General features: G+C 36.2%; 25 protein-coding genes. 7 read left to right on the forward strand and 18 right to left on the reverse strand.

The window, feature by feature from the left end; genetic code table 11:
- Positions 1-26 precede the first annotated feature (26 nt).
- The 13 genes from KXJ69_RS09760 to KXJ69_RS09820 form a co-directional block, all read right to left on the reverse strand.
- A complete protein-coding gene (locus KXJ69_RS09760; RefSeq protein WP_219052901.1) occupies positions 27-4,346 on the reverse strand; it encodes a T9SS type A sorting domain-containing protein in 4,320 nt (1,439 codons plus the stop codon).
- A gap of 174 nt (positions 4,347-4,520) precedes the next feature.
- Positions 4,521-5,333 carry an enoyl-ACP reductase FabI gene (locus tag KXJ69_RS09765; protein WP_219052902.1) on the reverse strand — a complete coding sequence of 271 codons (813 nt, stop codon included), beginning with the start codon at positions 5,331-5,333 and terminating at the stop codon, positions 4,521-4,523.
- Positions 5,334-5,366: 33 nt separating this feature from the next.
- Positions 5,367-7,019, reverse strand: a complete 1,653-nt coding sequence (gene recN / locus KXJ69_RS09770) for a DNA repair protein RecN (RefSeq protein ID WP_219052903.1) — start codon at positions 7,017-7,019, stop codon at positions 5,367-5,369.
- A gap of 81 nt (positions 7,020-7,100) precedes the next feature.
- Positions 7,101-7,991 (reverse strand): type IX secretion system protein PorD, encoded by an 891-nt coding sequence (gene porD, locus KXJ69_RS09775; RefSeq protein ID WP_219052904.1) that lies wholly within the window; start codon positions 7,989-7,991, stop codon positions 7,101-7,103.
- Positions 7,984-9,195, reverse strand: a complete 1,212-nt coding sequence (gene coaBC, locus KXJ69_RS09780) for a bifunctional phosphopantothenoylcysteine decarboxylase/phosphopantothenate--cysteine ligase CoaBC (protein ID WP_219052905.1) — start codon at positions 9,193-9,195, stop codon at positions 7,984-7,986. The genes porD and coaBC overlap by 8 nt, the downstream gene beginning before the upstream one ends.
- Before the next feature lie 4 nt (positions 9,196-9,199).
- The gene (locus KXJ69_RS09785; RefSeq protein WP_219052906.1) at positions 9,200-9,535 is read right to left on the reverse strand and encodes a DNA-directed RNA polymerase subunit omega; all 336 of its coding nucleotides are present in this window, start codon (positions 9,533-9,535) and stop codon (positions 9,200-9,202) included.
- A 38-nt stretch (positions 9,536-9,573) separates the two neighbouring features.
- Positions 9,574-10,374 carry an outer membrane protein assembly factor BamD gene (locus KXJ69_RS09790; protein ID WP_255571305.1) on the reverse strand — a complete coding sequence of 267 codons (801 nt, stop codon included), beginning with the start codon at positions 10,372-10,374 and terminating at the stop codon, positions 9,574-9,576.
- A 135-nt stretch (positions 10,375-10,509) separates the two neighbouring features.
- Positions 10,510-11,385 (reverse strand): 4-hydroxy-tetrahydrodipicolinate synthase, encoded by an 876-nt coding sequence (dapA, locus tag KXJ69_RS09795; protein ID WP_219052908.1) that lies wholly within the window; start codon positions 11,383-11,385, stop codon positions 10,510-10,512.
- Positions 11,386-11,901: a DUF6913 domain-containing protein gene (locus tag KXJ69_RS09800; protein WP_373422840.1), complete on the reverse strand. Its 516-nt coding sequence runs from the start codon at positions 11,899-11,901 to the stop codon at positions 11,386-11,388.
- Between the two features lie 56 nt (positions 11,902-11,957).
- A complete protein-coding gene (gene ligA / locus KXJ69_RS09805; RefSeq protein WP_219052910.1) occupies positions 11,958-13,952 on the reverse strand; it encodes an NAD-dependent DNA ligase LigA in 1,995 nt (664 codons plus the stop codon).
- Positions 13,953-13,988: 36 nt separating this feature from the next.
- Entirely contained in the window at positions 13,989-14,579 is a 591-nt protein-coding gene (locus KXJ69_RS09810; RefSeq protein WP_219052911.1) for an LOG family protein, read from the reverse strand.
- Positions 14,572-15,420, reverse strand: coding sequence for a peptide chain release factor N(5)-glutamine methyltransferase (gene prmC / locus KXJ69_RS09815; protein ID WP_219052912.1), 849 nt, complete (start codon positions 15,418-15,420; stop codon positions 14,572-14,574). The genes KXJ69_RS09810 and prmC overlap by 8 nt, the downstream gene beginning before the upstream one ends.
- A gap of 3 nt (positions 15,421-15,423) precedes the next feature.
- On the reverse strand, positions 15,424-15,909 hold the full coding sequence (locus KXJ69_RS09820) for a GNAT family N-acetyltransferase (protein WP_219052913.1): 486 nt from the start codon (positions 15,907-15,909) through the stop codon (positions 15,424-15,426).
- Between the two features lie 29 nt (positions 15,910-15,938).
- Here KXJ69_RS09820 and ribD point away from each other — a divergent pair, with 29 nt between their 5' ends.
- Genes ribD through KXJ69_RS09835 form a run of 3 tightly spaced genes read left to right on the forward strand, consistent with a single transcriptional unit; the run spans position 15,939 to position 18,462 of the window.
- Positions 15,939-16,982, forward strand: a complete 1,044-nt coding sequence (gene ribD / locus KXJ69_RS09825) for a bifunctional diaminohydroxyphosphoribosylaminopyrimidine deaminase/5-amino-6-(5-phosphoribosylamino)uracil reductase RibD (protein WP_219052914.1) — start codon at positions 15,939-15,941, stop codon at positions 16,980-16,982.
- Entirely contained in the window at positions 16,979-17,851 is an 873-nt protein-coding gene (locus KXJ69_RS09830; RefSeq protein WP_219052915.1) for an EamA family transporter, read from the forward strand. Before ribD ends, KXJ69_RS09830 begins: the two co-directional genes overlap by 4 nt.
- Positions 17,851-18,462, forward strand: coding sequence for an IMPACT family protein (locus KXJ69_RS09835; protein WP_219052916.1), 612 nt, complete (start codon positions 17,851-17,853; stop codon positions 18,460-18,462). Before KXJ69_RS09830 ends, KXJ69_RS09835 begins: the two co-directional genes overlap by 1 nt.
- Here the strand turns inward: KXJ69_RS09835 and KXJ69_RS09840 are convergent.
- Positions 18,459-18,857: an acyl-CoA thioesterase gene (locus tag KXJ69_RS09840; protein WP_219052917.1), complete on the reverse strand. Its 399-nt coding sequence runs from the start codon at positions 18,855-18,857 to the stop codon at positions 18,459-18,461. The two genes, KXJ69_RS09835 and KXJ69_RS09840, sit on opposite strands and share 4 nt — an antisense overlap.
- A 209-nt stretch (positions 18,858-19,066) precedes the next feature.
- Between KXJ69_RS09840 and dnaA the strand changes: the two genes are divergently transcribed.
- From dnaA to KXJ69_RS09860, 4 genes are read left to right on the forward strand one after another with little or no spacing between them, the layout of a single operon-like run.
- Positions 19,067-20,494 carry a chromosomal replication initiator protein DnaA gene (gene dnaA / locus KXJ69_RS09845; RefSeq protein WP_219052918.1) on the forward strand — a complete coding sequence of 476 codons (1,428 nt, stop codon included), beginning with the start codon at positions 19,067-19,069 and terminating at the stop codon, positions 20,492-20,494.
- Between the two features lie 39 nt (positions 20,495-20,533).
- Complete coding sequence (locus tag KXJ69_RS09850; protein WP_219052919.1) at positions 20,534-20,986, forward strand: low molecular weight protein-tyrosine-phosphatase; 453 nt, start codon at positions 20,534-20,536, stop codon at positions 20,984-20,986.
- 46 nt (positions 20,987-21,032) lie between these two features.
- Complete coding sequence (locus tag KXJ69_RS09855; protein ID WP_219052920.1) at positions 21,033-22,409, forward strand: PQQ-dependent sugar dehydrogenase; 1,377 nt, start codon at positions 21,033-21,035, stop codon at positions 22,407-22,409.
- 7 nt (positions 22,410-22,416) lie between these two features.
- On the forward strand, positions 22,417-23,130 hold the full coding sequence (locus tag KXJ69_RS09860; RefSeq protein WP_219052921.1) for an SAM-dependent methyltransferase: 714 nt from the start codon (positions 22,417-22,419) through the stop codon (positions 23,128-23,130).
- Between the two features lie 6 nt (positions 23,131-23,136).
- Here the strand turns inward: KXJ69_RS09860 and KXJ69_RS09865 are convergent, their stop codons facing one another.
- From KXJ69_RS09865 to dapF, 4 genes are all read right to left on the reverse strand, one after another.
- Positions 23,137-23,781 (reverse strand): peptidoglycan-binding protein LysM, encoded by a 645-nt coding sequence (locus KXJ69_RS09865; protein ID WP_219052922.1) that lies wholly within the window; start codon positions 23,779-23,781, stop codon positions 23,137-23,139.
- A gap of 218 nt (positions 23,782-23,999) precedes the next feature.
- Entirely contained in the window at positions 24,000-25,046 is a 1,047-nt protein-coding gene (mltG, locus tag KXJ69_RS09870) for an endolytic transglycosylase MltG (protein ID WP_219052923.1), read from the reverse strand.
- On the reverse strand, positions 25,039-25,563 hold the full coding sequence (locus KXJ69_RS09875) for a GNAT family N-acetyltransferase (RefSeq protein WP_219052924.1): 525 nt from the start codon (positions 25,561-25,563) through the stop codon (positions 25,039-25,041). The genes mltG and KXJ69_RS09875 overlap by 8 nt, the downstream gene beginning before the upstream one ends.
- Positions 25,560-26,333, reverse strand: coding sequence for a diaminopimelate epimerase (gene dapF, locus KXJ69_RS09880; RefSeq protein ID WP_219052925.1), 774 nt, complete (start codon positions 26,331-26,333; stop codon positions 25,560-25,562). Before dapF ends, KXJ69_RS09875 begins: the two co-directional genes overlap by 4 nt.
- Positions 26,334-26,459: the final 126 nt, after the last annotated feature.

Genomic DNA, 26,459 nt, shown 5'->3' on the forward strand with positions numbered 1-26,459 from the left:
TGGCTTAAATTATAAATTAGAAAAAATTACTTTTTAATAACCTTGTAAGTACCTGTTTGACCATTAGAAGAAACCTTCAAAATGTAAGTACCAACAGATAGTCTTGATACATCTACTTGAGTAGTAGTAGCGTTAACATTTAAGTCAATTACCTTTTGACCTAAAATGTTATATAAAGCTACACTATCAATATTGTCAATAGATGTTAGATTTAATCTATCATTTGCAGGGTTTGGATAGAATGCAAATCCTTCGATTTCATTACTATCAACACTTAACTGACAGTTATCAAAGATGATATCAGTTACAGCTCCAGTGTTCACTACAAAACAGTAATACGCTTGACCAGCAACTACTGGAATAGTAGCAGTAACGCTAGGCAAACATTGGTTTTGCCACCAGTCTACCAATACTAATTCGTCTTCGGTAGAAGTCTCATCAGGAGCGGTATAGAAGGTAACTGAACTAACATCAGCAAATACTGACCACAAGCTCATATTAACTGTATTCGCTGCTAATAGTTCTGTAATAATTGGCTCACCTTCAACATCAGAAATCATAACTACAGGTATTGTAACCTGATCTCCAACTGCTCCACCTCCCATAACGATAGGGTCGCCAGGTTGGTTGTTTACCACAACCACTGCAACTGCTCCAGCATTCTGAGCGGCTAAGGCTTTAACACCAAATTCACAAGAACCACGTCTTAAAACAGCAATCTTGCCGTTTAAATCAACACCATTGAGAACAGGGTCACAAGCATCGTTAGGATCACCTGTTGTATCATCATCAATAACAACAGCTGCATCTTCTGTTAACGGATCTAATGGTATAGCTCCACCAAAACTAGCTGCAACAGGATTATAATCACCTGCTAAAGGACCATTATTAACAGTTAAGTTAGTCGATCCTACTCCTGGTCCAGGAGTTGCGATTGTTCCAGTTATAAATCCATCACCTTCTGGAGTAAATTTATACCATACACCGGCAGCACCAGTAATATCACAGTCAGTTGGAGTACCATTTTCAGTAGTGGCTGCTGGCATAACAACATCCTCATCAGTAAATGGACATCCTACCTCATCAAGATCAATAGCATTAACTATCATATCGTTGTCTGGTGGAATAAGGGTACAAGACATGCTTAATTCGAATGTACCTGTATCACCTCCAAATCCATGAATCATGAAATAGTAAGTTGAACTACCATCGCTCTCAAATTCTACTTCAGACTGGAAGTCTGTACAATTTGGTGAATCATCATTAGCCGCAAGGCAAACTAAGCCACCTGTACAGTCACCTGTGAAAACAGCAATTTGAGTATCGTAATCAGTATTAGGGCTACAAGTAGAAAGAAGTACATTAGCTGGAAGTCCAGAAGTATCAGTCCACTTATACCATACACCAGGAGCATCAGGAGTTCCTGGGTCACAATCATCTACAGCATCAACAGTAGCTGAAAGAGTATCGCCAATAACAGTGTCACCACAGCTAATTTCTAATGCTCCTTCACAATCGTCATATGTAACACCTCCACCACCAATAGGGGTACAAGTTCCACTCCAAATGTAAACACCATCTAATGCTGGGTCAAATATTGCCCATCCACCATCGAATAGTGCAGTACCATTTCCTACAGAAGTAGAAGAAGTAACTACCCAGAATACTGAACCAGTTGCACCACCATCAGTAACAGATAATTCTACCCAATACGTAGTTGGAACACCTGCTTGACCAGCAAAGGTAAATGGTGTAACGTCTAATACGATTTCGTTTACATCGAAACCAAAGTTAGATCCAATTACCGCTTGAGTAGTTGGAACGATTCCCGCTTGAGAACCTATAACAGCACCTGGTAATCCACCTGCATCATCATAATAGATAACATCTACTGAAGCAATTCCACCATTGGCGAAAATACTAGCAGTTATTTGATCCAATTCAAAATCCTCATCTGCACCAACAGTTACGTCATTTGCAGTCTGGAAAGCTGAAGCAGAAGAACAGTTAAGACCGTTTTCGAAGGTGAAATCATTTGGATTCTCCTCATCACAAGGACCTCCACCTCCACCACCAAGTGGAATACAAGTTCCATCCCAGATGTAAACACCATCTAGTGCAGGGTCAAATATTGCCCATCCACCATCGAATAGTGCAGTACCATTTCCTACAGAAGAAGATGAAGTAACTACCCAGAATACTGAACCAGTTGCACCACCATCAGTAACAGATAATTCTACCCAATACGTAGTTGGAACACCTGCTTGACCAGCAAAGGTAAATGGTGTAACGTCTAATACGATTTCGTTTACATCGAAACCAAAGTTAGATCCAATTACCGCTTGACTAGATGGAACTAGACCTGCTTCAGAACCTATAACAGCTCCAGGTAATCCACCTGCATCATCATAATAGATAACATCTACTAAAGCAATTCCACCATTGGCGAAAATACTAGCAGTTATTTGACTTAATTCAAAATCTTCATCTGCACCAACAGTTACATCATTTGCAGTCTGGAAAGCTGAAGCAGAAGAACAGTTAAGACCGTTTTCGAAGGTGAAATCATTTGGATTCTCCTCATCACAAGGACCTCCACCTCCACCACCAAGTGGAATACAAGTTCCATCCCAGATGTAAACACCATCTAATGCAGGGTCAAATATTGCCCATCCACCGTCGAATAGTGCAGTACTATTTCCTACAGAAGAAGATGAAGTAACTACCCAGAATACGGAGCCAGTTGCACCACCATCAGTAACAGATAATTCTACCCAATACGTAGTTGGAACACCTGCTTGACCAGCAAAGGTAAATGGTGTTACGTCTAATACGATTTCGTTTACATCGAAACCAAAGTTAGATCCAATTACCGCTTGACTAGATGGAACTAAACCTAATTCAGAACCTATAACAGTTCCAGGTAATCCACCTGCATTGTCATAATATATAACATCTACTAAAGAAATTCCACCATTGGCGAAAATACTAGCAGTTATTTGACTTAATTCAAAATCTTCGTCTGCGCCAACAGTTAAGTCGTTTGCAGTTTGGAAAGCAGATGCAGAAGAACAGTTAAGACCGTTTTCGAAGGTGAAATCGTTAGGATTCTCTTCGGAACAAGGGCCTCCACCTCCACCACAACTAGTACAATCACCATAAACATCAATAGGCACTCCTTGAGCATCTATATCCACTAAAGGAGTCCAAACTCCAGCATTAGATTGCATTGCATTACCAGTAGCAGATTGTCCAAGAATATTTACTGGTGGTTGCCAAGGACCTGAAAAACCAGCATCTCCTACATAGCTAAAATCTACCCAATAAGTACCAGCTGCAAGAGATAGGCCAGTAACATCAACTGTAATTTCTTGGATTGCTCTATTGGTAGCTCCAGGAGCACTTTCTAATTGTCTGTAGGCATTACTCCATACTTTGTTAGATAAAACATTAGTCACATTATCACCCCATATTACAGAACTTCCACCTAATGAAGGATCTCCGTCCCAAATTTGAACGTTAATTTCTTGAATGGAAGCAGGAGAAGTTGGTGCTCCTGTTTGATATGCATAAAATACCAATGAAGTAATATCGTAATCATCGGCTAAAATAATATCATCAGCTATTCTGAAGTTAGCTCCAGTATTGGCATTAGAACCATAAGTTCCCATACCTAATGTAGCATCTTGTAACATACTAACATCTGGAGGACCAGCTATACCAAAGTAAGGACCACTAGAGTAAGCCAATACAGGTGCTTGTCTCTCACCACCTAGATTGTGATAGGAAATTCCATTATAGTTTGAAGTCCTATAGGTAGTACCTACAATTCCTCTAGATGGATTTGAATACTCTGCTGCATTAGGAGCTTGCTGAGGTAATGGCAAAACTTGCTCTAGGCTTGTTCTCTGAAAAACAACAGGATTGTTTGAACCTAAAGTTGATACATTAAGGTCCGCGGCATTTGTGTTTCTCTTAGGAAGCTTAATGTCTTGAAATCTTTGAAGAACAATAGGATTATTATTCCCTAAAGAATTCACATTTTGTTCAGCTGGAACCGCATTTATAGTTTGGTTTGAAGCTGAACGATTCTGAAGTTTACCTAGTTGTTTGTTAGAAGCGGTAACTTTTTTTGCCTTGGCAGTAGCTGCTCTAACTTTAAATTCAGGTAAAAGGTTTTCAGGATAATCAACAAGACTAGCATACGAGTCCTGATTAGAAACTTGTTTTTTTTCTGCTTTTTGAGTCGCTTTCGTTGGAGATTCCAATGTTGGCGTACTCGTACCTTTCTGACCAAAAGCCACAAAGCATAAAAGCATTGCAATTAATAAAGTAAATTTTTTCATAATTTATATTAATAGATTAGTTAATAAGAGTTAAAAATATTCAAAAAAAAGGGAACTTCAAAAGATTTTTCAAACAAGATTTTTTTTTATTTTGAAATGCTTACTTTTTTTCGATAAAAAACAAAAAAAACCAGCTATACCGCTGGTTTTCTATTTTTTGTTTTTTTTAAATTTTTACTTTATAAAGCCTTCCATTACTTCATTACTTACTCCCATATTCGAAAATCCACCATCATTATATAGGTTTTGAAGGGTAACTCGCTTAGTTAAATCGCTAAAAAGAGAAATGGTATAGTTCGCACAATCCATGGCAGTAGCATTTCCCAAAGGAGACATTTTTTCAGCATACGCTATAAAACCATCAAATCCTTTTACACCTTGACCCGCTGTGGTTGGTGTTGGAGATTGTGAAATTGTATTCACCCTTACCTTCTTATCCTTACCAAAGAAATACCCAAAACTTCTCGCAATAGATTCTAAATAAGCCTTATTATCTGCCATATCGTTATAGTCTGGAAATACTCTTTGTGCAGCCATGTAAGTTAAAGCTACAATACTTCCCCACTCATTCATAGCATCCTTTTTATACAATACTTGCATGGTTTTATGAAAAGAAAGTGCAGAAACATCCCATCCTTTATGCGTCCAATCGTAATTTTGATCTGTATAGTGTTTTCCCTTTCTAACATTTACAGACATCCCAATAGAATGAAGCACAAAATCCAATTTCCCACCTAGAATCTCCATGGCCTTTTCAACAAGGTTTTCAAGGTCTTCTATACTAGTAGCATCTGCTGGAATTATTTGCGAACCTGTTTTTTTCGCCAATTCATTAATTTGACCCATACGCATGGCTATGGGCGCATTGGTTAACACAATTGCACCTCCTTCTTCATGAACTCTCTCGGCCGTTTTCCAAGCAATTGAATTCTCGTCCAAGGCACCAAATATAATTCCTCTTTTCCCTTTTAATAAGTTATAAGCCATAGTAAAGTTGTTTAGTTATTTTGTAAATATACATTAATTCAATAATTGTTTTGCATGTGCAATTGCCGATTCACTCACAGAACTTCCGCCAATCATTTGTGCAATTTCAACAATACGTTCTTCCAATGTTAATTCTGTGATTTGCGTAATTGTGCTTTCTTTACCCACTACTTTAAATACCTTTTTATGATAATCACCTTTGGCCGCAATTTGTGGTAAATGTGTGATACTAATGAGTTGCCCCTTTTTACTCATCTGAGACAAAATTAAAGCCATTTTATGAGCAATTTCCCCCGATACACCCGTATCAATTTCATCAAAAATAATGGTAGGAAGATTCTTAAAGCTAGCCGTTACCGCTTTTAAAGAAAGCATTACCCTGCTTAATTCTCCGCCAGATGCAATTTTTTGAATAGGCCCTGGCACAACCCCTTTATTTGCCGAAAAAAGCAATGCCAATTCATCAGTTCCATTTTTCCTAAATTGATTAGTTGGTTTCAACTCAAACAGAAATTGTGCGTTTGGCAATCCCAAATCTTTTAAATAGAACTCTAACTTTTCTTTTAATTTGGGAAAGACCTTTTTACGCTCTTCATGTATCGATTCTCCGAATTTCTTTAGAGACACCTCAAGGTCTTTTTTCTTTTGTTTTGCCTCTGAAATTTTATCGTCAATTGTTTCAAAATCTGACACTTTTAATGCTAGTTCCTTTTCTATATGCAGAAGTTCTTCAATAGTAGAAACCTGGTGTTTTTGTTGTAGTCTATATAGATTCTGAAGGGTGTTGTTAACTTGTTCCAATAATTCAGGATCTGCCTCCAAACTTTCAGCAGAATCTTGCAATTCCTCGGCAAGATCTTCTAATTCAATGTGAAGTGAATTGATACGATTCCATAAATCTTCATAGGATTGACTATAAGCCTTTATCTTGGAAAGTTGGAGCCTTATTTCAGTTACCGTAACTAAGGAACCTATATTTTCTTCAAAAATAAGTTGAGAGGCTTTTGATAGCACTTCTTGAATTTCTTCGGCATTATTAAGCTTTTCAAAAGTTTCTTCTAATGTTATTTGATCTATTTTGGAAAGCTCTACACTTTTTAATTCTTCAAATAAAAATTGGTTGTAATCCCATTCCTTTGCCGCACTCTCCTTAGCTTCAATTAGTTTATCGAGTCGTTCCGCTACTTCATAAAACTCTCTTAATGCAATAGTATACTCACTAAGTCTATTTTCATTGCCTGCAAGTGTATCAATTATTTCTAATTGGTATTTTTCAGAAAAAAGGCTTTGTGTATCAAATTGACTGTGGATATCAATTAAATATTCTCCTAAAGTCTGTACTTGCTGCAATGAAGCGGGTGTGTCATTTACAAAAGCTCTGGATTTACCACTGGGAAGAATCTCTCTCCTTAAAAAAGTATGGTCTTCATAATCCAAATCTAACCTTGAAAAAACATCCTTTAGATTATAATGCCCAATATGAAATTCTGCTTCCACGATACATTTCTCTAATGGATTTCTCACCACTTTTATATCTGCTCTTTTCCCTAAAACCAAAGACAAAGCATCTAGTAATATGGATTTTCCAGCACCCGTTTCACCAGTAACAATAGTTAGACCCGAGTTAAAATCTACTCGTATATCTTTAATTAAGGCATAATTTTTTATTGAAAGACTGGCTACCAAGGGTCTATTGTTTTGGCTTTATTAGATACAAAAGTACACCCCTAAAGTAAGGGAGATTTATATTTTTAACAAGAAAAGAAATTATAATCTTATGTTGCTCCAATTACTACGACGAGTAGGTGCAATTCTGTTTAAATTTGTCACCAAAGTATTGATGTCGACTTGAGGGCCTCCAGAAAAAATGCTAGTTATTTCATCAGATTTAGCATCAAAGAATGTTCGTAAAAGATAAGAATTGGGTCTACGATCATTAACACTTTTAAGTTGAGCAATGGCGTCGATAATTTTAAGCTTGCCTTCTCGTGTATTACTCTCCATTTTATCGAGTCCAAGCCTATGATAAGTATATAATGCATCTCTATATTCTTGGTAAACATTGGAAACAATAGCATCATTATATCTGTATCGAGACTGGCTACCATCGGTAGCTTTCCAACCACTAAAATTACTAGATGCAGCGTTATTTACAATTTGTTTTGCAATAACAAAAAATTCATCTCCACCATTTGGAGCAAAAGAATCTGCGTCAAGGCCTATAAGGGTATACACGTGATATGCCAATACAGAAACTAAATTAGAATCAAATGTATTTATATTAAACACTAGGGGTTGAAACTCTGAATATTCAAAATTGAATTGCCTATCGTTGTAATTATACATAGGCGAGTCGTAAGTAGAGTTAAAAACCGTTCTAGAAGATTGAACTTGCAAAGATCCTGAGAAACTTGTCGATTCGAAACTGGAAATAATCAAAGTAAAGTTACAATCGATTCGCTCTTGATTTTTAAACTCTCTATTTGTCCAAGTTGTATTATTTAAAAACTCTGTAAGCTGATCTTCTAGTGTTCTAAACACTTGATAATTAGGTTGTCCTGTTTGCTCTGCATCTATGGTAACAGTAGCGTTAAGCTCTTGGGCCTGAATAGCCACTGCACATAATCCACAAAAAAATAAAGTAATAATGTTACGCATCTATGTTATCTAAAATGTATTGTAAAATATCTCTTGCTACTTCTTCTTTTTCTTTAACTGAAAAAGGGGTCACTTTATTGTTTGGCGCTAAGAGCGTCACTTTGTTGGTGTCTGCACCAAATCCAACTCCTTTATCGTTAAGCGAATTTAATACAATTAAATCTAAATTCTTTTTCTGAAGCTTAGTTTTTCCATTATCAAGTTCGTTTTCAGTCTCCAGAGCGAACCCTACCAAAAACTGATGTTTCTTTATTCTTCCTAAAGAAGCTAAAATATCTTCTGTTTTTTCTAAGTGCAAATTGAAGGCATCTTCCTTCTTTTTAATCTTTTGCTTAGCAACAGTTTTGGGACGGTAGTCTGCCACGGCTGCACTTAAAATTGCGATATCTGCTTTTGGGAAAGTTTTATGAGCAGCATCGTACATTTCCTTGGCAGAGGTCACTTTGACGAGGGATATTGTGTCAAACCTAACTGTTTGGTGACTTGGGCCAGATATGAGTGTAACTTCAGCTCCCATAGAAGCCGCTATATTTGCCAAAGCATAGCCCATTTTTCCACTGGAATGATTTCCAATAAATCGAACAGGATCCAAAGCCTCATACGTTGGTCCCGCTGTAATCATTATTTTTTTTCCGCGTAAGGGTAGATTTTTTACAATATCGTTTTCAATAAAAGAAACAATATCCTCAGGCTCTGCCATACGTCCTTGCCCAATTAATCCACTAGCCAATTCCCCATGTGTCGCAGGAATGATAATATTACCAAAGCTTTTTAGTTTATCGAATGTTTTTTCTGTTGACGGATGTTGATACATATCTAAGTCCATCGCAGGCGCAAAATAGACCGGGCATTTTGCCGAAAGATAGGTCGCAACCAATAAGTTATCACTATTACCCGTAGCCATTTTAGAAAGTGTATTGGCTGTAGCAGGAGCTATTATAAATAAATCTGCCCAAAGGCCTAACTCGACATGGTTATTCCATTGGGCATTTTCATTTTCTTCGTCTGTAAAAGACGATAAAACTTCATTTTTAGAAAGGGTAGAAAGTGTTAAGGGTGTAACAAATTCTTTTGCCGAAGGCGTCAAAATAACTTTTACTTCAGCTCCTTTTTTTACTAATAAACGAACTAGAATTGCACTTTTATAAGCAGCGATACCGGCAGTAACACCAAGTAATATTTTTTTACCGCTTAAAATAGACATTTTGCTATTCTTCTATTGCTTCGTCTGCCGTATTACGGTAGTAAATTTTATCTTCCAACCATTCTTGAACGGCAAGCGCATGTGGCTTAGGAAGTCTTTCGTAAAACTTAGACACTTCTATTTGCTCTTTGTTTTCAAAGATTTCCTCAAGGCTATCGTTGTACGTAGCAAACTCATCTAATTTTTCTAAAAGCTCTTTTTTAATGTCTCCGTTAATCTGGCCAGCTCTTTTTGAAATAATAGAAATAGCTTCGTAGATATTTCCTGTCTTTGCATCAAGCAAGTTTTTATCAATAGTTGTAGTATTGATAGGCGCGTCAGAATTTTTTATATCGTTCATAATTGTAAAATATTTGCTTCTATTAAGGATATTCCTTTTTAATTTTCTGTGTTATATTGTGAAAGTCTTTTTTCTACATCTTGTAAAATTTCATCGGCATCTTGCTTTAGCTCCCCTTCTTTAAAGTATTTCAAAAAACTTTGATAGTACTTTTTTGTTTGATTTAATCTTTCTTGAACCAAATAAGGCACACTGTTTATAGCAAGTAAATACGAAGCTTCCATTCTTCCGTAGAAAGCTTGCTGTCTATATTTGGAACCAGGATGGTCTAAAATAAAATTCTCAAAACTCTCAATCGCTGCCTTGTAATCTGAAATTCTTAAAAATTGATTAGCCGTCTCGTAATCTTTCTTTTCGAGTTTTTCTTTTAGCTCGGTTACCATCGCATTCGCATTGGGTCGGTATTCAGAATTTGGAAATTTATCTACAAATCCCTGAAGCTTTTCCAAAGCAGTATAGGTATCTTTTTGATCTAAAGAATACCGAGGTGATAACTCATAATAACTCTTTGCGGAGCGATATGACGCTATTTCAACACTATCACTCTTGGGATAGGAAATTACAAATCGCTCAAATTGATATCCCGAAAGATAAAAGTCCTCAAGATTGTAAAAAGTATTGGCATAACGAAACATTAAAGGTTCTGCCTGAGGCTTCCCTCGATAGGCAGGGACAATTTGTTCCATTAAAGCCAAGGCCTTTTTATATTTTCCCGCTTTATAAAGGGAATCTGCAGCTGTGTATTTCTTTGCAGAATCGTCCGATCTAAGTAGCTTTTGATAGGAACTACAAGAGGATAAAAGTACGGCTGCAAAAATAAATAAAAGGCTCTTTTTCATTGTTTTAAAAAACATCGTGCAAAAGTAGTGAAATTAAAGTGATTACAAAAACTAATTTATGGGACTAAAATACCCTTTCTATAAAGAGTCAACATCCTTTTCTGAAAAGTTTAACGCACTATTAAACAATTCATTTTAAAAGGATGCCACAAAAGAAGCGATCTTTTTCTTTAAATTCTCGCTAGCACCTACCAATGGTAGCCTAACAGTGTCACCGCAAATTCCTAATTCTTTAAAAACTATTTTTATCCCCACTGGATTTCCTTCGGCAAAAATATAATCGATGGCAGGCGCTAATTTATAGTGAATAGCATACGCCTCATCCACTTTTCTGTTTAATCCTAATCGGATCATTTCTGAAAATTCTTTTGGAAAACCTTCTCCAATTACCGAAATTACACCCGCTCCGCCTGCCAACACCATAGGTAACGCAATCATATCGTCACCAGAAATCACCAAAAAGTCACTAGGAGTGCCATCTATCATTCGCATGGCTTGCACAATATCGCCTGCAGCTTCCTTAATAGCTACAATATTTTCAAAATCATTGGCCAATCGAACTACGGTTTCAGGAAGCATATTACTGGCTGTTCTTACCGGCACATTATATAAAATAATGGGCAATGGACTTGCTTTGGAAATAGCCGCAAAATGCTGATAAATACCTTCTTGCGAAGGTTTGTTATACATTGGGGATACCGAAAGTATTGCGGTAAAGGCAGAAAGATCTCTTGTCTTTAATTCGTTAACAACAGCTTGTGTATCGTTACCCCCAACACCAAGTACTAATGGTAATCTATCATTATTAACCTCAATGACAGTGTCTATAACTAATTTTTTTTCCTCTTTAGTAAGGGTCACACTTTCCCCTGTGGTACCTAAAACCACCAAATATTCAATGCCATTTTCAACTTGAAAGTTAACAACACGTTTTAACCCTTCAACATCAACTTTAAAATCGTTTGTAAACGGAGTAACCAGCGCTACTCCTGTACCCATAAGTGCTTTCATCTATACTTTATTTAAAAGGGTTATATATTTCTTTAATTCGGCTGTAAAAGTAGGCAAATCGTTTGTGGAAACCGCAATTAATAAGTCGTATAATCGTGGGTCTGCATCCTTAAAACCAACTTTAAATTTTGCTTTACTTTCTGAAACCAATAAATCTAAAAACCTGTGTTTTCCATCATACAATCCCACTAAAACATCAAAATCTCGTTCTAAAAATTCCTTTGCATTCTGATTTTGAATTTCACCTTTCCAATTAAAATCTTTGTTATTTATCTGATTTTGCTGAAGTGTAGGTAACTTCTTTTTCACTTCCATAAATGAAAAAACCTTTACATCTTTAGGTTGCAATCCGAATATTTTTGAAAAATCATGGAGTTTTTCAAAGTCCTGAAACAACATCTCATCTACCAAAAATCCTAGGGTTTTCATCTTCGAATTTATCTGCGAAGTATCCCTATTTTTTATATTCTTTTCGGTATGTTTTTGTAAGGCTCTTTTTTTTAAATTTTCAAACATTCTCAATCGTAAATTCGGAGTAAAAATACAATTTTAAAGAGTGAAACGAATGTAATTTATGCAATCATTTTTAGAAAATCATCTTCACTTATAATAGCCACACCCAAGGTTTCCGCTTTTGTTTTTTTACTAGGACCCATATTGTCTCCTGCTACTACATAATTGGTTTTACTAGAAATGCTACTAGATACTTTTCCACCATTATCTTCAATCAATTTTTTTAACTCGTCTCTTGAAACTTGTGTAAATACACCAGAAACCACAAATATATTTCCTTGTAGTTTGTCCGTTTGATTCGCTAGTTTTTCTGCTGAAATTTCTAACTGAACTCCACGATTTTTTAACCGCTGAATGGTCTCTCTATTTTCCTCGGAAGCAAAAAAAGTAATGACACTTTCGGCAATTCTATCCCCTATTTCATCTACAGCGATAAGTTCTTCAAATGTAGCTACTGCCAAAGCATCAATTGTTTTAAAGTGTTTTGCCAACTTTTTAGCAACCGTTTCACCCACATATCGGATTCCCAAGCCAAACAATACACGTTCAAAAGGAATTTGTTTGGAAGCTTCAATTCCATTGACCAAATTTTCAGCACTCTTTTCTGCCATTCGTTCTAAAGGAATGACATCTTCTGTTTTTAATTCATATAAATCAGCGTAAGTATTTATCAATTTATTATTTACAAATAGGGCTACGGTTTCTCCTCCTAAGCCTTCAATATCCATGGCCTTTCTAGAAATAAAATGTTGAATTCGCCCAATAATTTGTGGTGGACAGCCTTCAAAATTAGGGCAATAATGCTGTGCTTCTCCCTCTTTTCTTACGAGTTTAGTTTCACATTCGGGACAATGGGTTATATATAGTGTGGGTGGTGAATGTATTGGGCGCTTACTAAATTCAACTGCAACTATCTTCGGGATAATTTCCCCACCTTTTTCCACAAAAACAGTGTCGCCTTCTCGAATATCTAATTTCTCAATTTGATCTGCATTGTGTAAGGACGCTCGTTTCACTATAGTTCCTGCCAATTCTACTGGCTCCAAATTCGCCACAGGGGTAATAGCTCCCGTTCTTCCTACTTGATAGGTAATTTCATTTAAAACAGTAGTTACTTGCTCAGCCTTAAACTTATACGCCATCGCCCACCGCGGTGCTTTTGCTGTGTAACCTAACTCTTCTTGTTGTTGTAAGTTATTCACTTTTACTACCACACCGTCTATCTCGTATGGCAAGTCGTGCCGATGGATATCCCAATAATTAATATATTCTAAAACCTCATCGATACTTTTGGCAAGTTTGGCTTCATTAGGCACTTTAAAACCCCATTCACGAGCTTTTTGAAGCCCTTCGAATTGAGTTTTAAATGGAAGCCGATCTGCTTTTAAGCTATATAATAAACAATCCAAAGGTCGCTTGGCAACCTCAGCACTGTCTTGTAATTTTAAACTTCCGGAAGCTGTATTACGAGGATTTCGATATAATTCTTCCCCCACCTCGAGTCGTTCTTCATTCATTTTTGCAAATCCCGCCAACGGTAGAATAATTTCCCCGCGAATATCGAAGGATTCTGGATAGTCTCCTTTTAATTGAAGGGGTACCGATTTTATTGTTTTCACATTGGTCGTAACATCATCCCCTTGCACTCCATCACCACGTGTTACAGCCTTTATTAATTTTCCATGTTCATAGGTCAAACTCATGGAAGCACCATCATATTTTAATTCACATGTATACTCCACAGCCCCATCAACCATTTTTTTTATACGCGTTTCCCAATCTTCCAAATCTTCTTTGGAATAACTATTATCCAAGGAATACATTCTGAAGCGATGTGGGACCGTTTCAAAATTTTTGGTGATCTCACCTCCTACGCGTAAGGTAGGGGAATTTGAATCAAAAAATTGTGGGTTTTCAGCTTCTAACTTTTGAAGAAGTTTTAATTTTTGGTCAAACTCAAAGTCGGAAATAGTCGGCGAATCAAGCACATAATAGTTGTAATTATGTTCCCTTAATTCATCACGAAGTTGGGTGATTTGTTGTTCAATATTCATACAACAAATATATAAATTTATACAAGGGAAATATTATTAAGTCCGTTCTGGACTTAACCATTTTGGAATCTTTGGTGCTTTGAATTGTTCCATTTTTTCAAGAAGTATATCGATGGAATCTGAAACCAAAAGTAACTCATAGTTCTTCATTTTTAGGAGTCCTTTTCTCACCATAGTTTCTAGTAACTGTAACAAATCATCATAAAAATGATTGACATTTAATAATCCAATGGGTTTGTTATGCAACCCTAACTGGAGCCATGTAAGAATTTCGAAGAGTTCTTCTAAGGTACCCATTCCCCCAGGCAGCGCTATAAAGCCATCACTCACTTCTTGCATTTTCATTTTTCTATCGTGCATGTTTTCAGTAGTAATTAGTTGCGAAAGCCCAAGATGCACGACTTCTTTTTTCTTTAAAAATTCAGGAATAATACCAATTACTGCACCATTATTATCCAAAACAGATTTTGCCAAAATACCCATAACACCAATCTTGGCAGCACCATATACTAGCGTTATATCTCGATTTGCAAAAGTCTCTCCTAACATCATTGCAGCTTGTGCAATAGCTAAATCGTTACCTTCGCTACTACCACAAAAAACACATATTTTTTCTAGTTTATTCACCTAAAGTACATTTTATCATTCGGTCCTTTCCGAAGAAATCTTGTTTTAATTCAATTTCAGAAAAACTTTCTCTTTCTAGTAATTGAATAACCTCTTTACTAAGATACTCATTTATTTCGAAGAACAGAAAACCATTAGGATTAAGATAGTTCTTTGCCAACTTAGCTATTTTGGAATAAAATAACAACGGGTTGTCATCTTCCACAAAAAGTGCGGATGCAGGTTCAAAATCTAACACGTTTTTTTGCATCATTTCTTTTTCTGAATTCCGAACATAAGGCGGATTGGAAATAATTACATCATACTTTTGAGGTAAAGTCGATGTGCCTAAAATATCTTTTTTACTAAAATTTACTGTTACCTTATTATATATAGCATTTTCTGAAGCTACTTTTAAAGCTTCTTCAGAAATATCCATAGCTGAAACTTTTACGGCTGGTAGATTCTTTGCAAGCGCAATAGCGATACATCCCGAGCCAGTTCCAATATCCAATAAGGCTCTGTGATTTTTATTGCAATTTACTATTATCCAATCGACCAATTCTTCAGTTTCTGGACGAGGAATGAGTGTAGCAGGAGTTACTTTAAAAGGGAGACCGTAAAATTCGGTTTTGCCCAATACATATTGGATGGGCTCAAAATGTTGCAAGCGATTTAATGCTTCCGTAAATTGCTGGGTAATCCTTTCTGAAACTTCGTATTGTTTTTTTAAAACTGTGTCAACTTTTGAAAAATTTAAATGCTTTTCAACTAACAGAAAAAAGAAGGATTCAATTTCTTCTGAAGGATATAACCCTTCAAGATTATGGGCAAAATATATTTTTAGTTTTTCAATTGTCACAACCTACAAATCCAATAACATATTAACTCCGCATGCGTGATGCCCTGTATCTCCCATCGCTCCATCGATATAACGAAATCCGTATTTTTTGTATAATTTTTGAGCCGCTTCCATATAAGACATGGTTTCTAGATAGCATTTTTCGTAACCAAATTCCTTTGCCTTATTTAAACAGATATCGATCATTTTAGTGCCCAATCCTCTTCCCCTAGCTTCGTCTAAAAAGTACATTTTTTGAAGTTCACAAACATTCCCTTCATAATTGTCCAATTGTGCAATTCCACCGCCACCAATGAGTTTCCCGTTTTCTTCCAAAACAAAATAAGCAGAACGTGTTTTTTGATAGGTTTCATACATGCAGTCTAGCGAAGCATCGGCATATGCAGTACCTACCTTTGGCACATTAAAATCTTCCAAAACACGTCGAATTATTTTGGCAACTTGCACATTATCTTTGGGTTGAATAGGACGAATTATAGGAGCATTCATATCTAATTAATTACTCGTATTTTTGAGCTGTGAAGATACACGAAAAATATATGATGCGCTGCATAGAACTCGCCAAAAATGGGCTTGGGACTACCTATCCCAATCCGTTGGTTGGTAGCGTGATTGTGTACCACAATTCAATCATTGGCGAAGGATGGCATCAGAAAGCGGGTGCTCCCCATGCAGAGGTAAATGCCATTTTAAATGTAAAGGATACAAGTGTATTAAAGGACGCAACCCTCTATGTAAATTTAGAGCCTTGCAGTCATTTTGGAAAGACCCCGCCCTGCTCCGATTTAATTATAGAAAAGGGTATTAAAAAAGTGGTCATTGGTTGCACAGATCCCAACCCAAAAGTGGCAGGAAAAGGAATTCAAAAATTGAAAGATGCTGGATGTGAAGTTATTGTAAATGTGCTTCAAAAAGAAGCGGAGGCTTTGAATAAACGATTTTTTACATTTCAGAATAAAAAACGGCCATTCATTATATTAAAATGGGCTCAAACACAAGATGGTTTCATGGCTCCAAAAGAAAAAAAGGAGCAAAAGCCCGTTTGGATTACCAATGAATTTTCGAGACAACTTGTGCATAAAATGCGCTCCGAAGAACAAGCTATTTTGGTGGGAACTAAAACTGTACTTGATGACAATCCCATTTTAACCACCCGCCATTGGGAGGGCAACTCACCCATTCGTATTGTTTTAGATCGAGCATTAAAAATTCAAAAAAATGCTTCTGTCCTTGATGGTAACGTGAAAACGATTGTGCTTACTGAAATTTCAAGAGAAAATATTGACAATTTAGTTTATGAAACAATCGATTTTTCAGAAAATATAGCCAAACAAGTTTGCGAAGTATTATATAAACTTAACATCCAAAGTGTGATAGTAGAAGGAGGTGCAAAAACACTTCAAACCTTTATAGATGAAAATCTTTGGGATGAAACTTTTGTTTTTAAAGGCTCTACTTCATTTTACGAAGGACTTAAAGCTCCAATAATGAAAGATAAATTGCTTTCAGAAATACAAATTAAAAACGACCTATTGTTCCATTACATAAACACATCCTTTTGATAGCACTATTATTAAGCATTCTTGCTTCAACCACCATTCTGGTTGTTTTTAAACTTTTTGAACGCTTTAAAATCAATAATTTTCAAGCCATTGTTGTTAATTATATAGTTGCAGGAACCTTTGGTTTTCTGTTGCAAGGAGACACAGAAAAAATGGCCACCCTGCATCAATTTTCGTGGTTTTACTATGCTCTAGCATTGGGTAGTTTCTTTATCTCTATTTTCTTTTTAATGGCATTAACGACACAGAGAAGTGGCCTTTCGGTGGTTTCGGTTGCTACTAAAATGAGTGTGGTAATTCCAATTATTTTTGGATTACTTTACTATAAAGAAAGTTTAGGCATTTTAAAAGGCATTGGAATCTTACTTGCGTTGTTTGCCGTCTATCTTGCTTCCATAAAGAATAAACACGGACTCACCATTCAGAAGAAAAATCTCATTTTTCCACTTTTGGTGTTTTTAGGAAGTGGTATTATAGATACGGGGATTAAGTTTATTGAAGAAGGATTTGTGGCTCCTGAAGATGTTGCCATATTTTCATCTACGCTATTTTATGCAGCAGGATCAATTGGGCTTTTGGCACTTCTGGTTCAAAAACTTAAAGGTACATTGAAGTTTGAGACAAAAAGTATTTTGGGCGGAATTGCACTTGGGATACCCAATTTTTTCAGCCTCTATTTTTTGGTAGGAGCGCTTAGAAGTGATATTATGGAAAGCTCCGGAATATTTACAGTAAATAACATTGGAATTGTTACACTTTCAACGTTTGTTGCAATTTTGTTGTTTAAAGAAAAACTTATTCCAAAGAATTGGTTAGGGATTATACTTGCCCTCGTTAGCATTGGTTTAATTGCACTTTCAAAAATGTAATGGAAAAAGACACCTATAAAACCATAAAGAAACCCTCACCCGAAGTCTTATTTAAAGATAGAGGGAGTAAGTTTTTTGGATATTCCTTTCCAGTAACAACAGAAGATGAAACTAAAGAACACATTGAGGCTTTAAAGAAGCAACACCACACGGCACGGCATTGGTGTTATGCTTGGCAGCTTGGTAAGCACTACGAACACTATCGTGCCAATGACGACGGAGAACCAAGTAATAGTGCAGGAATGCCTATTTACGGACAACTACAATCTTTTGAAGTCACTAATATCCTGGTTGTGATTGTACGTTATTTTGGAGGTACTAAATTAGGTGTTGGAGGATTGATTCAAGCCTATAAAACTGCGGCTCAAATGGCCTTAGAGGCTTCAAAGATTGTTGAACTCACCATTGACGATTTATATAAGCTTCAGTTTGATTATCCCGAAATGAATACCGTAATGCGAATTATTAAGGAGGAAGACCTAACTATTGTCAATCAAAAATTGGAGTTGAATTGTGAGATTCAAATGGCTGTAAGAAAAAAAGATTCGGAAAAAATATTTGAACTTTTTGAAAACACCTATAAGGTGTTCATTAAAAAAATAGAGGATTAATTTTTTAACTTTTCAATTAAATAATCGGGCGCTCTTCTAATTTTTTGAGTAACAGTATCAATAAAAACCAAGGTCGTATTTGCAGTGACAAGCAACTCATTTTTCTCATTAAAAATCTTATAATAAAATTCAATCTTGGCTGTAGGAATATTCTGTAATTCGGTAATCACAGTTATTACATCATCATAACGTGCTGGAAGTCTATAATTTATTTCAAGTTTAGTAACCGGAAGTTGAATATTGTTTTCTTCCATCCATTTGTAAGAAAATCCCAACTCCCGTAACCATTCGGTTCGTCCTTGTTCGAGGTATTGTGCATAATTTCCATAGTACACAACCCCCATTTGGTCGGTCTCTCCATAACGCACTCTCATTTTTGTAATAGTTTTTCTCATATTTTCTCCCGAAAAAAGGAACTTTTTTTGTAGCTTTATCGAAGATGTAGTATGGGGAAAAAAAATTAGAAATTCAATACCCTTTCTATTTTTTTTTTCACTTTTTTGTTCACATATTTGCAATGTTAAGAAAATGTTAGAGGACATTCTTTTCTCTTAGTTCTTAATCGCAAATTTAACTAACTAAACTTCAAAATAGAAGCCCAATTATGAGTAAAACTGCTGAAACAGTTTGGAGCAATTGTTTGTCCTTTATTGAAGATAATATATCGACACAAGCTTACAAAACATGGTTTGAACCCATTAAAGCAGTAAAACTCAACGACAATGCTCTAAGTATTCAAGTTCCTAGTAAGTTTTTTTATGAGTGGCTGGAAGAGCATTACGTAAAGCTGTTAAAAGTAGCCCTTACCAAAGAATTAGGTGCAAAAGCCAAACTGGTGTATATCATTAAAATGGAGAACACCTATGGCAATAAGCAACCTTTTACTGAAAAAATACCGAGTTCCAATCGAAGTCAAATGAAAGACCAAGAGGTCGATGTTCCGTTAAAGAACAAAAGCCCAGAGCTTAAAAACCCATTTGTGATTCCTGGAATTCGAAATGTAAAAATTGAATCGCAATTAAATCCTAATTATAGTTTCGATAATTTCCTTGAAGGTGAATCGAATCGTTTAGCCCGTTCTGCTGGCTATGCAGTAGCCAATAAACCTGGAGGAACTTCCTTTAACCCATTATTGATTTTTGGAGGCGTGGGATTAGGAAAAACACATTTGGCACATGCTATTGGCGTTGAGATAAAAGAAAAGTACCCTGAAAAAACGGTGCTTTATATTTCTGCTGAAAAGTTTACACAACAATATATTGAGTCTGTAAAAAAGAATAACCGAAACGATTTCATTCATTTTTACCAAATTATGGATGTGTTGATTGTGGATGATATTCAATTACTTTCAGGGAAAGCAGGGACACAAGATGTGTTCTTCCACATATTTAACCATTTACATCAAAACGGCAAACAGGTAATTCTTACCAGTGATAAGGCACCTGTAGATATGATAGATATCGAGCAACGTTTGTTATCTCGATTTAAATGGGGACTTTCTGCAGAGTTAAACCATCCAGATTACGATACACGAGTGGCTATTATCAAGAATAAGCTTTACAGAGACGGTGTGGAAATGCCTGAAGATATTGTGGAGTTTTTGGCTAACAACATTAAAACAAACATTCGAGAACTTGAAGGGGCTATCATTTCATTAATTGCTCATTCTTCTTTCAACAAGAGAGAAATTACTATCGATCTTGCTAAAAAGATAGTAGACAATTACGTGAAATATACCAAGCGTGAAGTTTCTATCGACTATATTCAGAAGATAGTAAGTGATTATTTCCAGATGGATGTGGATACGCTTCAATCGAAAACCCGAAAGCGACATATTGTTCAAGCACGGCAATTGGCGATGTTCTTTGCAAAAAAGTTTACAAAGGCATCCTTAGCATCTATTGGTTCACAAATTGGTCAACGAGATCACGCCACCGTATTGCACGCTTGTAAAACGGTCGATAATCTTTCGAGTACCGATAAGCAATTCAAAAAATATGTTGACGACCTCAACAAGAAATTAACCTTATAATTCTTCCCGCATCTTGCGGGATTTTTTTATTTTACCCTAATGAAAACAAAAGTCTTAATGGTTTGCTTGGGCAACATTTGTCGCTCGCCATTGGCAGAAGGCATCTTAAAATCGAAAGTAGATCCTTCAAAAGTATTGGTAGAATCGGCTGGAACAGGGGGATGGCACGTTGGTGAATTACCTGATAGTCGAAGCATAGACATCGCAAAAAAACATGGAATTGATATTACAGACCAACGTGGAAGGAAATTTTCTGAATATGATTTTGAACGATATGATGTCATCTATGTCATGGATAATTCTAACTATCGAGATGTTTTAAAATTAGCCAATAGCGATTCTGAAAAGAAAAAAGTAAAACTCATTTTAAACGAAATCTTTCCTGGTGAAAATGTGGATGTCCCCGATCCATATTATGGTGGAAGCCAAGGATTTGAAAATGTATTCCAAATGCTCGATGATGCCTGTGAGAAAATAGCACAAAAGCTCTAGTTTTTTTATTGAGGCCATTTTAGTACATTTAAAAAAAATTATGGCTATGAAAAATATTATTTACCTACTTTTTACATTTGGTATTGTATCGATTGCTAATGCACAAACCGTTGAACTAGATTTGTTTGCATCGGGATTTAGCAGTTCCCTTGATATTCAAAATGCCGGGGATGAACGACTTTTTGTGGTAGAACAAGGTGGAATTATAAAAATTCTAAATCCAGATGGAACCATTAATGCTACACCATTTCTAGATATCAGTTCAATGGTTAACTCAGGTGGAGAACGTGGTCTATTAGGACTGGCCTTCCATCCAGATTACGCAAATAACGGATATTTCTTTGTGCATTACTCTGATAGTTCTAGTGATACTCAAATTTCAAGATTTTCAGTAGATGGTGGCAATCCAGATATTGCCGACCCAGGGTCAGAATTACCTATATTAAATGTAAACCAACCTGCCACAAACCATAATGGGGGAAGTATTGCATTTGGTCCCGATGGGTATCTATATATAGCATTAGGTGATGGCGGTGGCAGTGGCGATCAGGACAACAATGCTCAAAATTTAGCTCTGATGTTAGGAAAGCTTTTACGCATCGATATAGACACCCCAGCGGGAGGAAATAACTATAGTATTCCTCCAGATAACCCCTTTGCAGGCGACCCTAACATTGCAGAAGAGATTTGGGCAATAGGGTTAAGGAACCCGTTTCGTTTTTCAATAGATTTTAAAGAAAATAAAATTTGGATAGGAGATGTCGGTCAAAATGCAAGAGAAGAAGTAAATAGTGAAGCTATAAATACTGGAGGTTTGAATTATGGCTGGAGATGCTATGAGGGAAATAATACTTTTAATACAACTGGATGTTTGCCAATGAATGAGTATACATTCCCGGTGTATGATTATGCTTGGAATGGCGGAGGTTCCGTAATTGGTGGAAGAGTATATAGAGGTTCTGTTTATACCGACCTTCAAGGTATTTATATTTTTGGAGATATCGATGGTATGCTTGGCACTCTTGATGCCTCATATAATTATATAAATCAATCTAGTGGAAATCCTAATGGTACTTGGGTTGCTTTTGGAGAGGACGTTACAGGTGAAATGTATGCTGTGAGTCTTGGTGGCAATATCTATAAAATTTCTGGTGGGCAAGTTGCCTCTACTGAAGATTTTAATAACAACACCTTTAAGGTATATCCAAACCCTTCTAATGAAGTTATTACCATTCAATCTGAAACAGAGTTAATCAACCATTTAAGTGTTTTTGATATAAATGGACGCTTAATTTTTTCAGAAAACATAGCCCAAAAAGGTTCAACAACTTTGGATGTATCAAAGTTTTCGAAAGGAATTTATCTTTTGGAAATCACTTCAGAAAAAGGATCCACTGCAGTCAAAAAATTGATCGTAAAATAGTTCAGCTTTGACACCCCAACTTGGAAATATTTATTTAATTCCCTGCCCATTAGGTGATACTCCACCCTTAGAAGTACTCCCGCTTTCGGTTAAGAAGGCAGTAGAGTTAATAGACTTTTACATTGTAGAAAACGAAAAGGCAGCTAGAAGATTTATAAAAAGTATTGTTCCTAAAAAATCTCAGCCAGACTTACATATTGATACTATAAACAAGTTTACCGATGAAAATGAAATTCCAAATATGCTCATGCCTTGCTATGAGGGTCATCATATTGGAGTTATAAGTGATGCAGGTTGCCCTGGTATTGCAGATCCTGGTGCTTCAGTGGTAGCACAAGCACATATTAAAGGAATTAAAGTAATCCCCTTGGTAGGGCCATCTTCTATTTTAATGGCGATGATGGCTAGCGGATTTAACGGCCAAAATTTTGCATTTAATGGCTATTTACCCATCGATAAGCAGGAACGAAAAAGAGAAATAAAAAGGTTAGAAAAACTTTCAGAAGAACAAAATCAATCCCAATTATTTATTGAAACACCCTATAGAAACAATCAGTTACTTGAAAGTCTGATTATAGCATTACACCCTCAAACTCAAATATGCGTGGCTTGTGATATTTCATTGCCAACAGAATACATTGTAACACAGACTGCAGAATCCTGGAAAAAAACAAGGGTGGACCTTCATAAAAGACCCACCCTTTTTATTATTCAGAAATAGGATTCCCTACATTACTTTTACTTTTTTCTGCGGAATGATAAAGTTGGTATTATACCCTGAAAACTTTTTCAGATAATGCCGAATTGTGGTTCCAAAACCATCACTAAAATCTTCAACACCTCCACTGCGTAAATACTTTTTCACGTTCCCGGCTCCAGCTAAATGGGCGGCAGCTAAGATTCCAGATTCAGTAATTTTAACTCCATCCATATACCTACCTACATAACGTTTAATATCACGTCGTAAAATCCATTTGTTCCTCGCTAAGTTTGCATCAAAAGCTTCTTCTTGTAATCGAGTATCATTCAAAAAACGATCAGAATTTTTAATGCCTATCATATCTAAGGTACCTTTTCCGAACTGATATTTTCCCATATATCCAAAGGTATTTACGATATTATAATCTCCACGAGATTCTTTAAAAGCAATAGCTTCTTTAAAACCCACATAGGTTTTCCCTAAAAAAAGATGATATTGAGGTACCGTATGTATTGAAGAGACTTCGTCTTCATTAGGTACATTATAACATAGCACCTCGTCTTCTTCAATTATGTAATTTGAAAAATCACTTTCTTTAAAAGAAGAAAATGAAATTGTTGATAGCGTAACAATAAAACTTATAAAAACTATTCTTATTAATTTTTGTTTCATTTTAGTTGATTTTGAGTAAGAAAATTCCCCCACTTCAATTTCAGCGTGCAAAAGTACAACTTTTTACACAAATTTGATTATCAGGCTGTTAAAAAATGTTAAATCGCTTCCGAAAACGATTGAAATCCTATGTTCCTGATAATCAACCCTTAAAGCTATTGAAGAAAAATAGCTGTTTTACAAAAAATTATTGAAGAAATGAACAATGTTATGAACCATTAACGGTTCACTCCATTTTGCGAAATCCATCGTACATACTCGGCTTTGTTTGCATTATGCTGCGACAAAGTTTTGGCAAATTTATGATAGCCAAAATTTTTCACATCTGCCACAAAGTAATAATAGTCATGACTTTCTGGGTTTAACACGGCATCGATAGCCGAAATATCGGGCATAGAGATGGGCCCTGGAGGAATTCCGGCATTTTTATAGGTATTGTAAGGTGAGTCTATCTCTAAATCTACATATAACACACGCTTGATAATTTGGTCGAAGTCATTTTCGGTTTTCTTTTTTGCATAAATAACCGTAGGATCTGCTTGGAGCAACATTCCCACTTTTAGTCGGTTTAAATACACGCCCGCCACACGAGGGCGTTCGTCTACTTTGGCAGTTTCTTTTTGTACAATGGCGGCCAAGGCTATTACTTGATCGCGAGATAGTCCTAAATTTTTAGCTTTTTGGTTGCGTTCTGGAGTCCAAAAAGCATTGTATTCCTTGAGCATTCGATCTCTAAAATTGGTTGCCGAAGTGTTCCAATACACTTCATATGTATTTGGAATATACATCCCAAGGGCATTGTTTTCAGAAAAACCAACTTCAGTTAAAAAAGCCGAATCTTTAAAGGCATTTAAAAAGGTAAGACTATCGGGTTCCATTTGCCTTGCAAGATGCCCTGCAAGGTTTTCCAAACGTTCTTGATTATTAAATTTTACTCTTATAGGAATATTAGTGCTACGGATGGTATTTATGATATCATTGTTGCTCATCCCTCTTTTTATGATGAAATGTCCAGGTTTTATATTGGCAGGATAGCCTTTTCTATTGGCTACTGCTTCAAAAGAAATATCATCTTTAATTAATGGTCGAATCTGCTCAAGCACATCACTAAGCCTTGCCCCCGTAGGAATGTAAATATGAGCTTCCTCATTATTAAAGGTTGTATTCTCTGTAAACACACTGGTATACACAAAATAGGCGAAACCGCCCATTACCACCAAGCCCAACATTACTGTGGCTAAAACTACTTTTTTAAGATTACTCATGGATTAATTGATACAATAGTTCGTTTTTAAATCTGCCTTCGGAAAAAATCCAATCTTTCTTTTCACCACTTTTTTGAAAGCCTAATTTTTCAAACAAATGAATACTCTTTTTATTGTCTGAAGTAATATTGGCATACAATTGATGTACATTCAAATGAGTGAAAGCATACTTACAGGTTAACTGAATAGCTTCAGCTGCATAGCCCTTCCCTCTCTCTTCTTTGGAAGCGATCACAATACCAAGTCCCACCCTTTTATGTTTTGGTTCAAAATCGAATAAATCGATAAAGCCAATCACTGTTTCCGTACTTTTCAAACAAATAGCCAACCGCAATTGTTTTACTTCGTAAATATCGCGATGTGCATTTTCTAAATACTGTTTTAATATAAATTTTGAATAGGGTGTTGTGGTATTACTCACTTCCCAAATAGATTCGTCATTCTCCAACTGATATAGGAAATCTAAATCGGAAGGCTCTAACGCTCTCAAGTACATATGTTCTCCCTGTAATGTCATTCCCAAACGCCTTTAAATACTTGTACTGCTGGCCCTATGAGTTTTATATTTTTATAGCTCCCTCCTTCTTTCTGAAACTGTACTTCCAACGTTCCGCCAGGTGTCTCTAAACAAACCGACTGGCTTACAGTTTTCCCAGTTTCAAACATCGCAATTGCCACGGCTCCGACTCCTGTTCCGCAGGAAAGGGTTTCATCTTCTACGCCTCGTTCGTAGGTTCGAACTTTAAATGTATTATCAGAAACTTGTTCCACAAAATTAACATTGGCACCCGCTCTTCCGTAGACTTCATTTCGAATGCGTCTTCCTTCCGAAAAAACATTAAATTCATCAAGATTTGAAACAAGCTGCACGTGGTGCGGAGATCCCGTATTTAAAAACACATATTCTTCAAAAACCGACACTTTTTCAACATCATTCATTCCCAATGAAATTTTGTCATTTAGGATAGTAGCGTGGTGCATTCCGTCCACTGCTTCAAAAGTAGCATCCTTTTTTATGACGCCCAAATACATTGCAAAATGCGTGATACAGCGGCCTCCATTGCCACACATACTGCTTAGGTTTCCGTCGCTGTTGTAATATACCATATTAAAATCTGCTTCAGGATGGTTTTCCAAAAGCAATAATCCATCTGCTCCTATGCCAAATTTTCGGTCACACATAGCCGCAACAAGTTTGGTATTTTTTTTGTTGAAATTTTCCAAACGGTTGTCAATTAACACGAAGTCGTTTCCCGTTCCTTGGTATTTAAAAAATTCTATAGACATAGAAAGCAAAGGTATAAAAACCACTGGCTAATTGGAATGCAAAATCTGTGTTAAATACACGTTAATTAAGAAACATGTTAACAATACAATCGTCTTTTATAAGTTAATTTTAGTGTATTAATTAAA

Origin of the sequence: Halomarinibacterium sedimenti (assembly GCF_019312585.1) — a bacterium.
GTDB classification, from domain to species: Bacteria; Bacteroidota; Bacteroidia; order Flavobacteriales; family Flavobacteriaceae; genus Halomarinibacterium; species Halomarinibacterium sedimenti.

What these genes read in the sequence shown, in the direction of transcription:
- KXJ69_RS09760 (WP_219052901.1), bottom strand. Translation starts at nt 4,346, where the DNA reads ATGAAAAAATTTACTTTATTAATTGCAATGCTTTTATGCTTTGTGGCT.
- KXJ69_RS09765 (WP_219052902.1), bottom strand. Translation starts at nt 5,333, where the DNA reads ATGGCTTATAACTTATTAAAAGGGAAAAGAGGAATTATATTTGGTGCC.
- porD (WP_219052904.1), bottom strand. Translation starts at nt 7,991, where the DNA reads ATGCGTAACATTATTACTTTATTTTTTTGTGGATTATGTGCAGTGGCT.
- coaBC (WP_219052905.1), bottom strand. Translation starts at nt 9,195, where the DNA reads ATGTCTATTTTAAGCGGTAAAAAAATATTACTTGGTGTTACTGCCGGT.
- KXJ69_RS09785 (WP_219052906.1), bottom strand. Translation starts at nt 9,535, where the DNA reads ATGAACGATATAAAAAATTCTGACGCGCCTATCAATACTACAACTATT.
- KXJ69_RS09790 (WP_255571305.1), bottom strand. Translation starts at nt 10,374, where the DNA reads ATGAAAAAGAGCCTTTTATTTATTTTTGCAGCCGTACTTTTATCCTCT.
- dapA (WP_219052908.1), bottom strand. Translation starts at nt 11,385, where the DNA reads ATGAAAGCACTTATGGGTACAGGAGTAGCGCTGGTTACTCCGTTTACA.
- KXJ69_RS09800 (WP_373422840.1), bottom strand. Translation starts at nt 11,901, where the DNA reads ATGTTTGAAAATTTAAAAAAAAGAGCCTTACAAAAACATACCGAAAAG.
- ligA (WP_219052910.1), bottom strand. Translation starts at nt 13,952, where the DNA reads ATGAATATTGAACAACAAATCACCCAACTTCGTGATGAATTAAGGGAA.
- KXJ69_RS09820 (WP_219052913.1), bottom strand. Translation starts at nt 15,909, where the DNA reads ATGAATGCTCCTATAATTCGTCCTATTCAACCCAAAGATAATGTGCAA.
- KXJ69_RS09835 (WP_219052916.1), top strand. Translation starts at nt 17,851, where the DNA reads ATGGAAAAAGACACCTATAAAACCATAAAGAAACCCTCACCCGAAGTC.
- KXJ69_RS09840 (WP_219052917.1), bottom strand. Translation starts at nt 18,857, where the DNA reads ATGAGAAAAACTATTACAAAAATGAGAGTGCGTTATGGAGAGACCGAC.
- dnaA (WP_219052918.1), top strand. Translation starts at nt 19,067, where the DNA reads ATGAGTAAAACTGCTGAAACAGTTTGGAGCAATTGTTTGTCCTTTATT.
- KXJ69_RS09850 (WP_219052919.1), top strand. Translation starts at nt 20,534, where the DNA reads ATGAAAACAAAAGTCTTAATGGTTTGCTTGGGCAACATTTGTCGCTCG.
- KXJ69_RS09855 (WP_219052920.1), top strand. Translation starts at nt 21,033, where the DNA reads ATGAAAAATATTATTTACCTACTTTTTACATTTGGTATTGTATCGATT.
- KXJ69_RS09865 (WP_219052922.1), bottom strand. Translation starts at nt 23,781, where the DNA reads ATGAAACAAAAATTAATAAGAATAGTTTTTATAAGTTTTATTGTTACG.
- mltG (WP_219052923.1), bottom strand. Translation starts at nt 25,046, where the DNA reads ATGAGTAATCTTAAAAAAGTAGTTTTAGCCACAGTAATGTTGGGCTTG.
- KXJ69_RS09875 (WP_219052924.1), bottom strand. Translation starts at nt 25,563, where the DNA reads ATGACATTACAGGGAGAACATATGTACTTGAGAGCGTTAGAGCCTTCC.
- dapF (WP_219052925.1), bottom strand. Translation starts at nt 26,333, where the DNA reads ATGTCTATAGAATTTTTTAAATACCAAGGAACGGGAAACGACTTCGTG.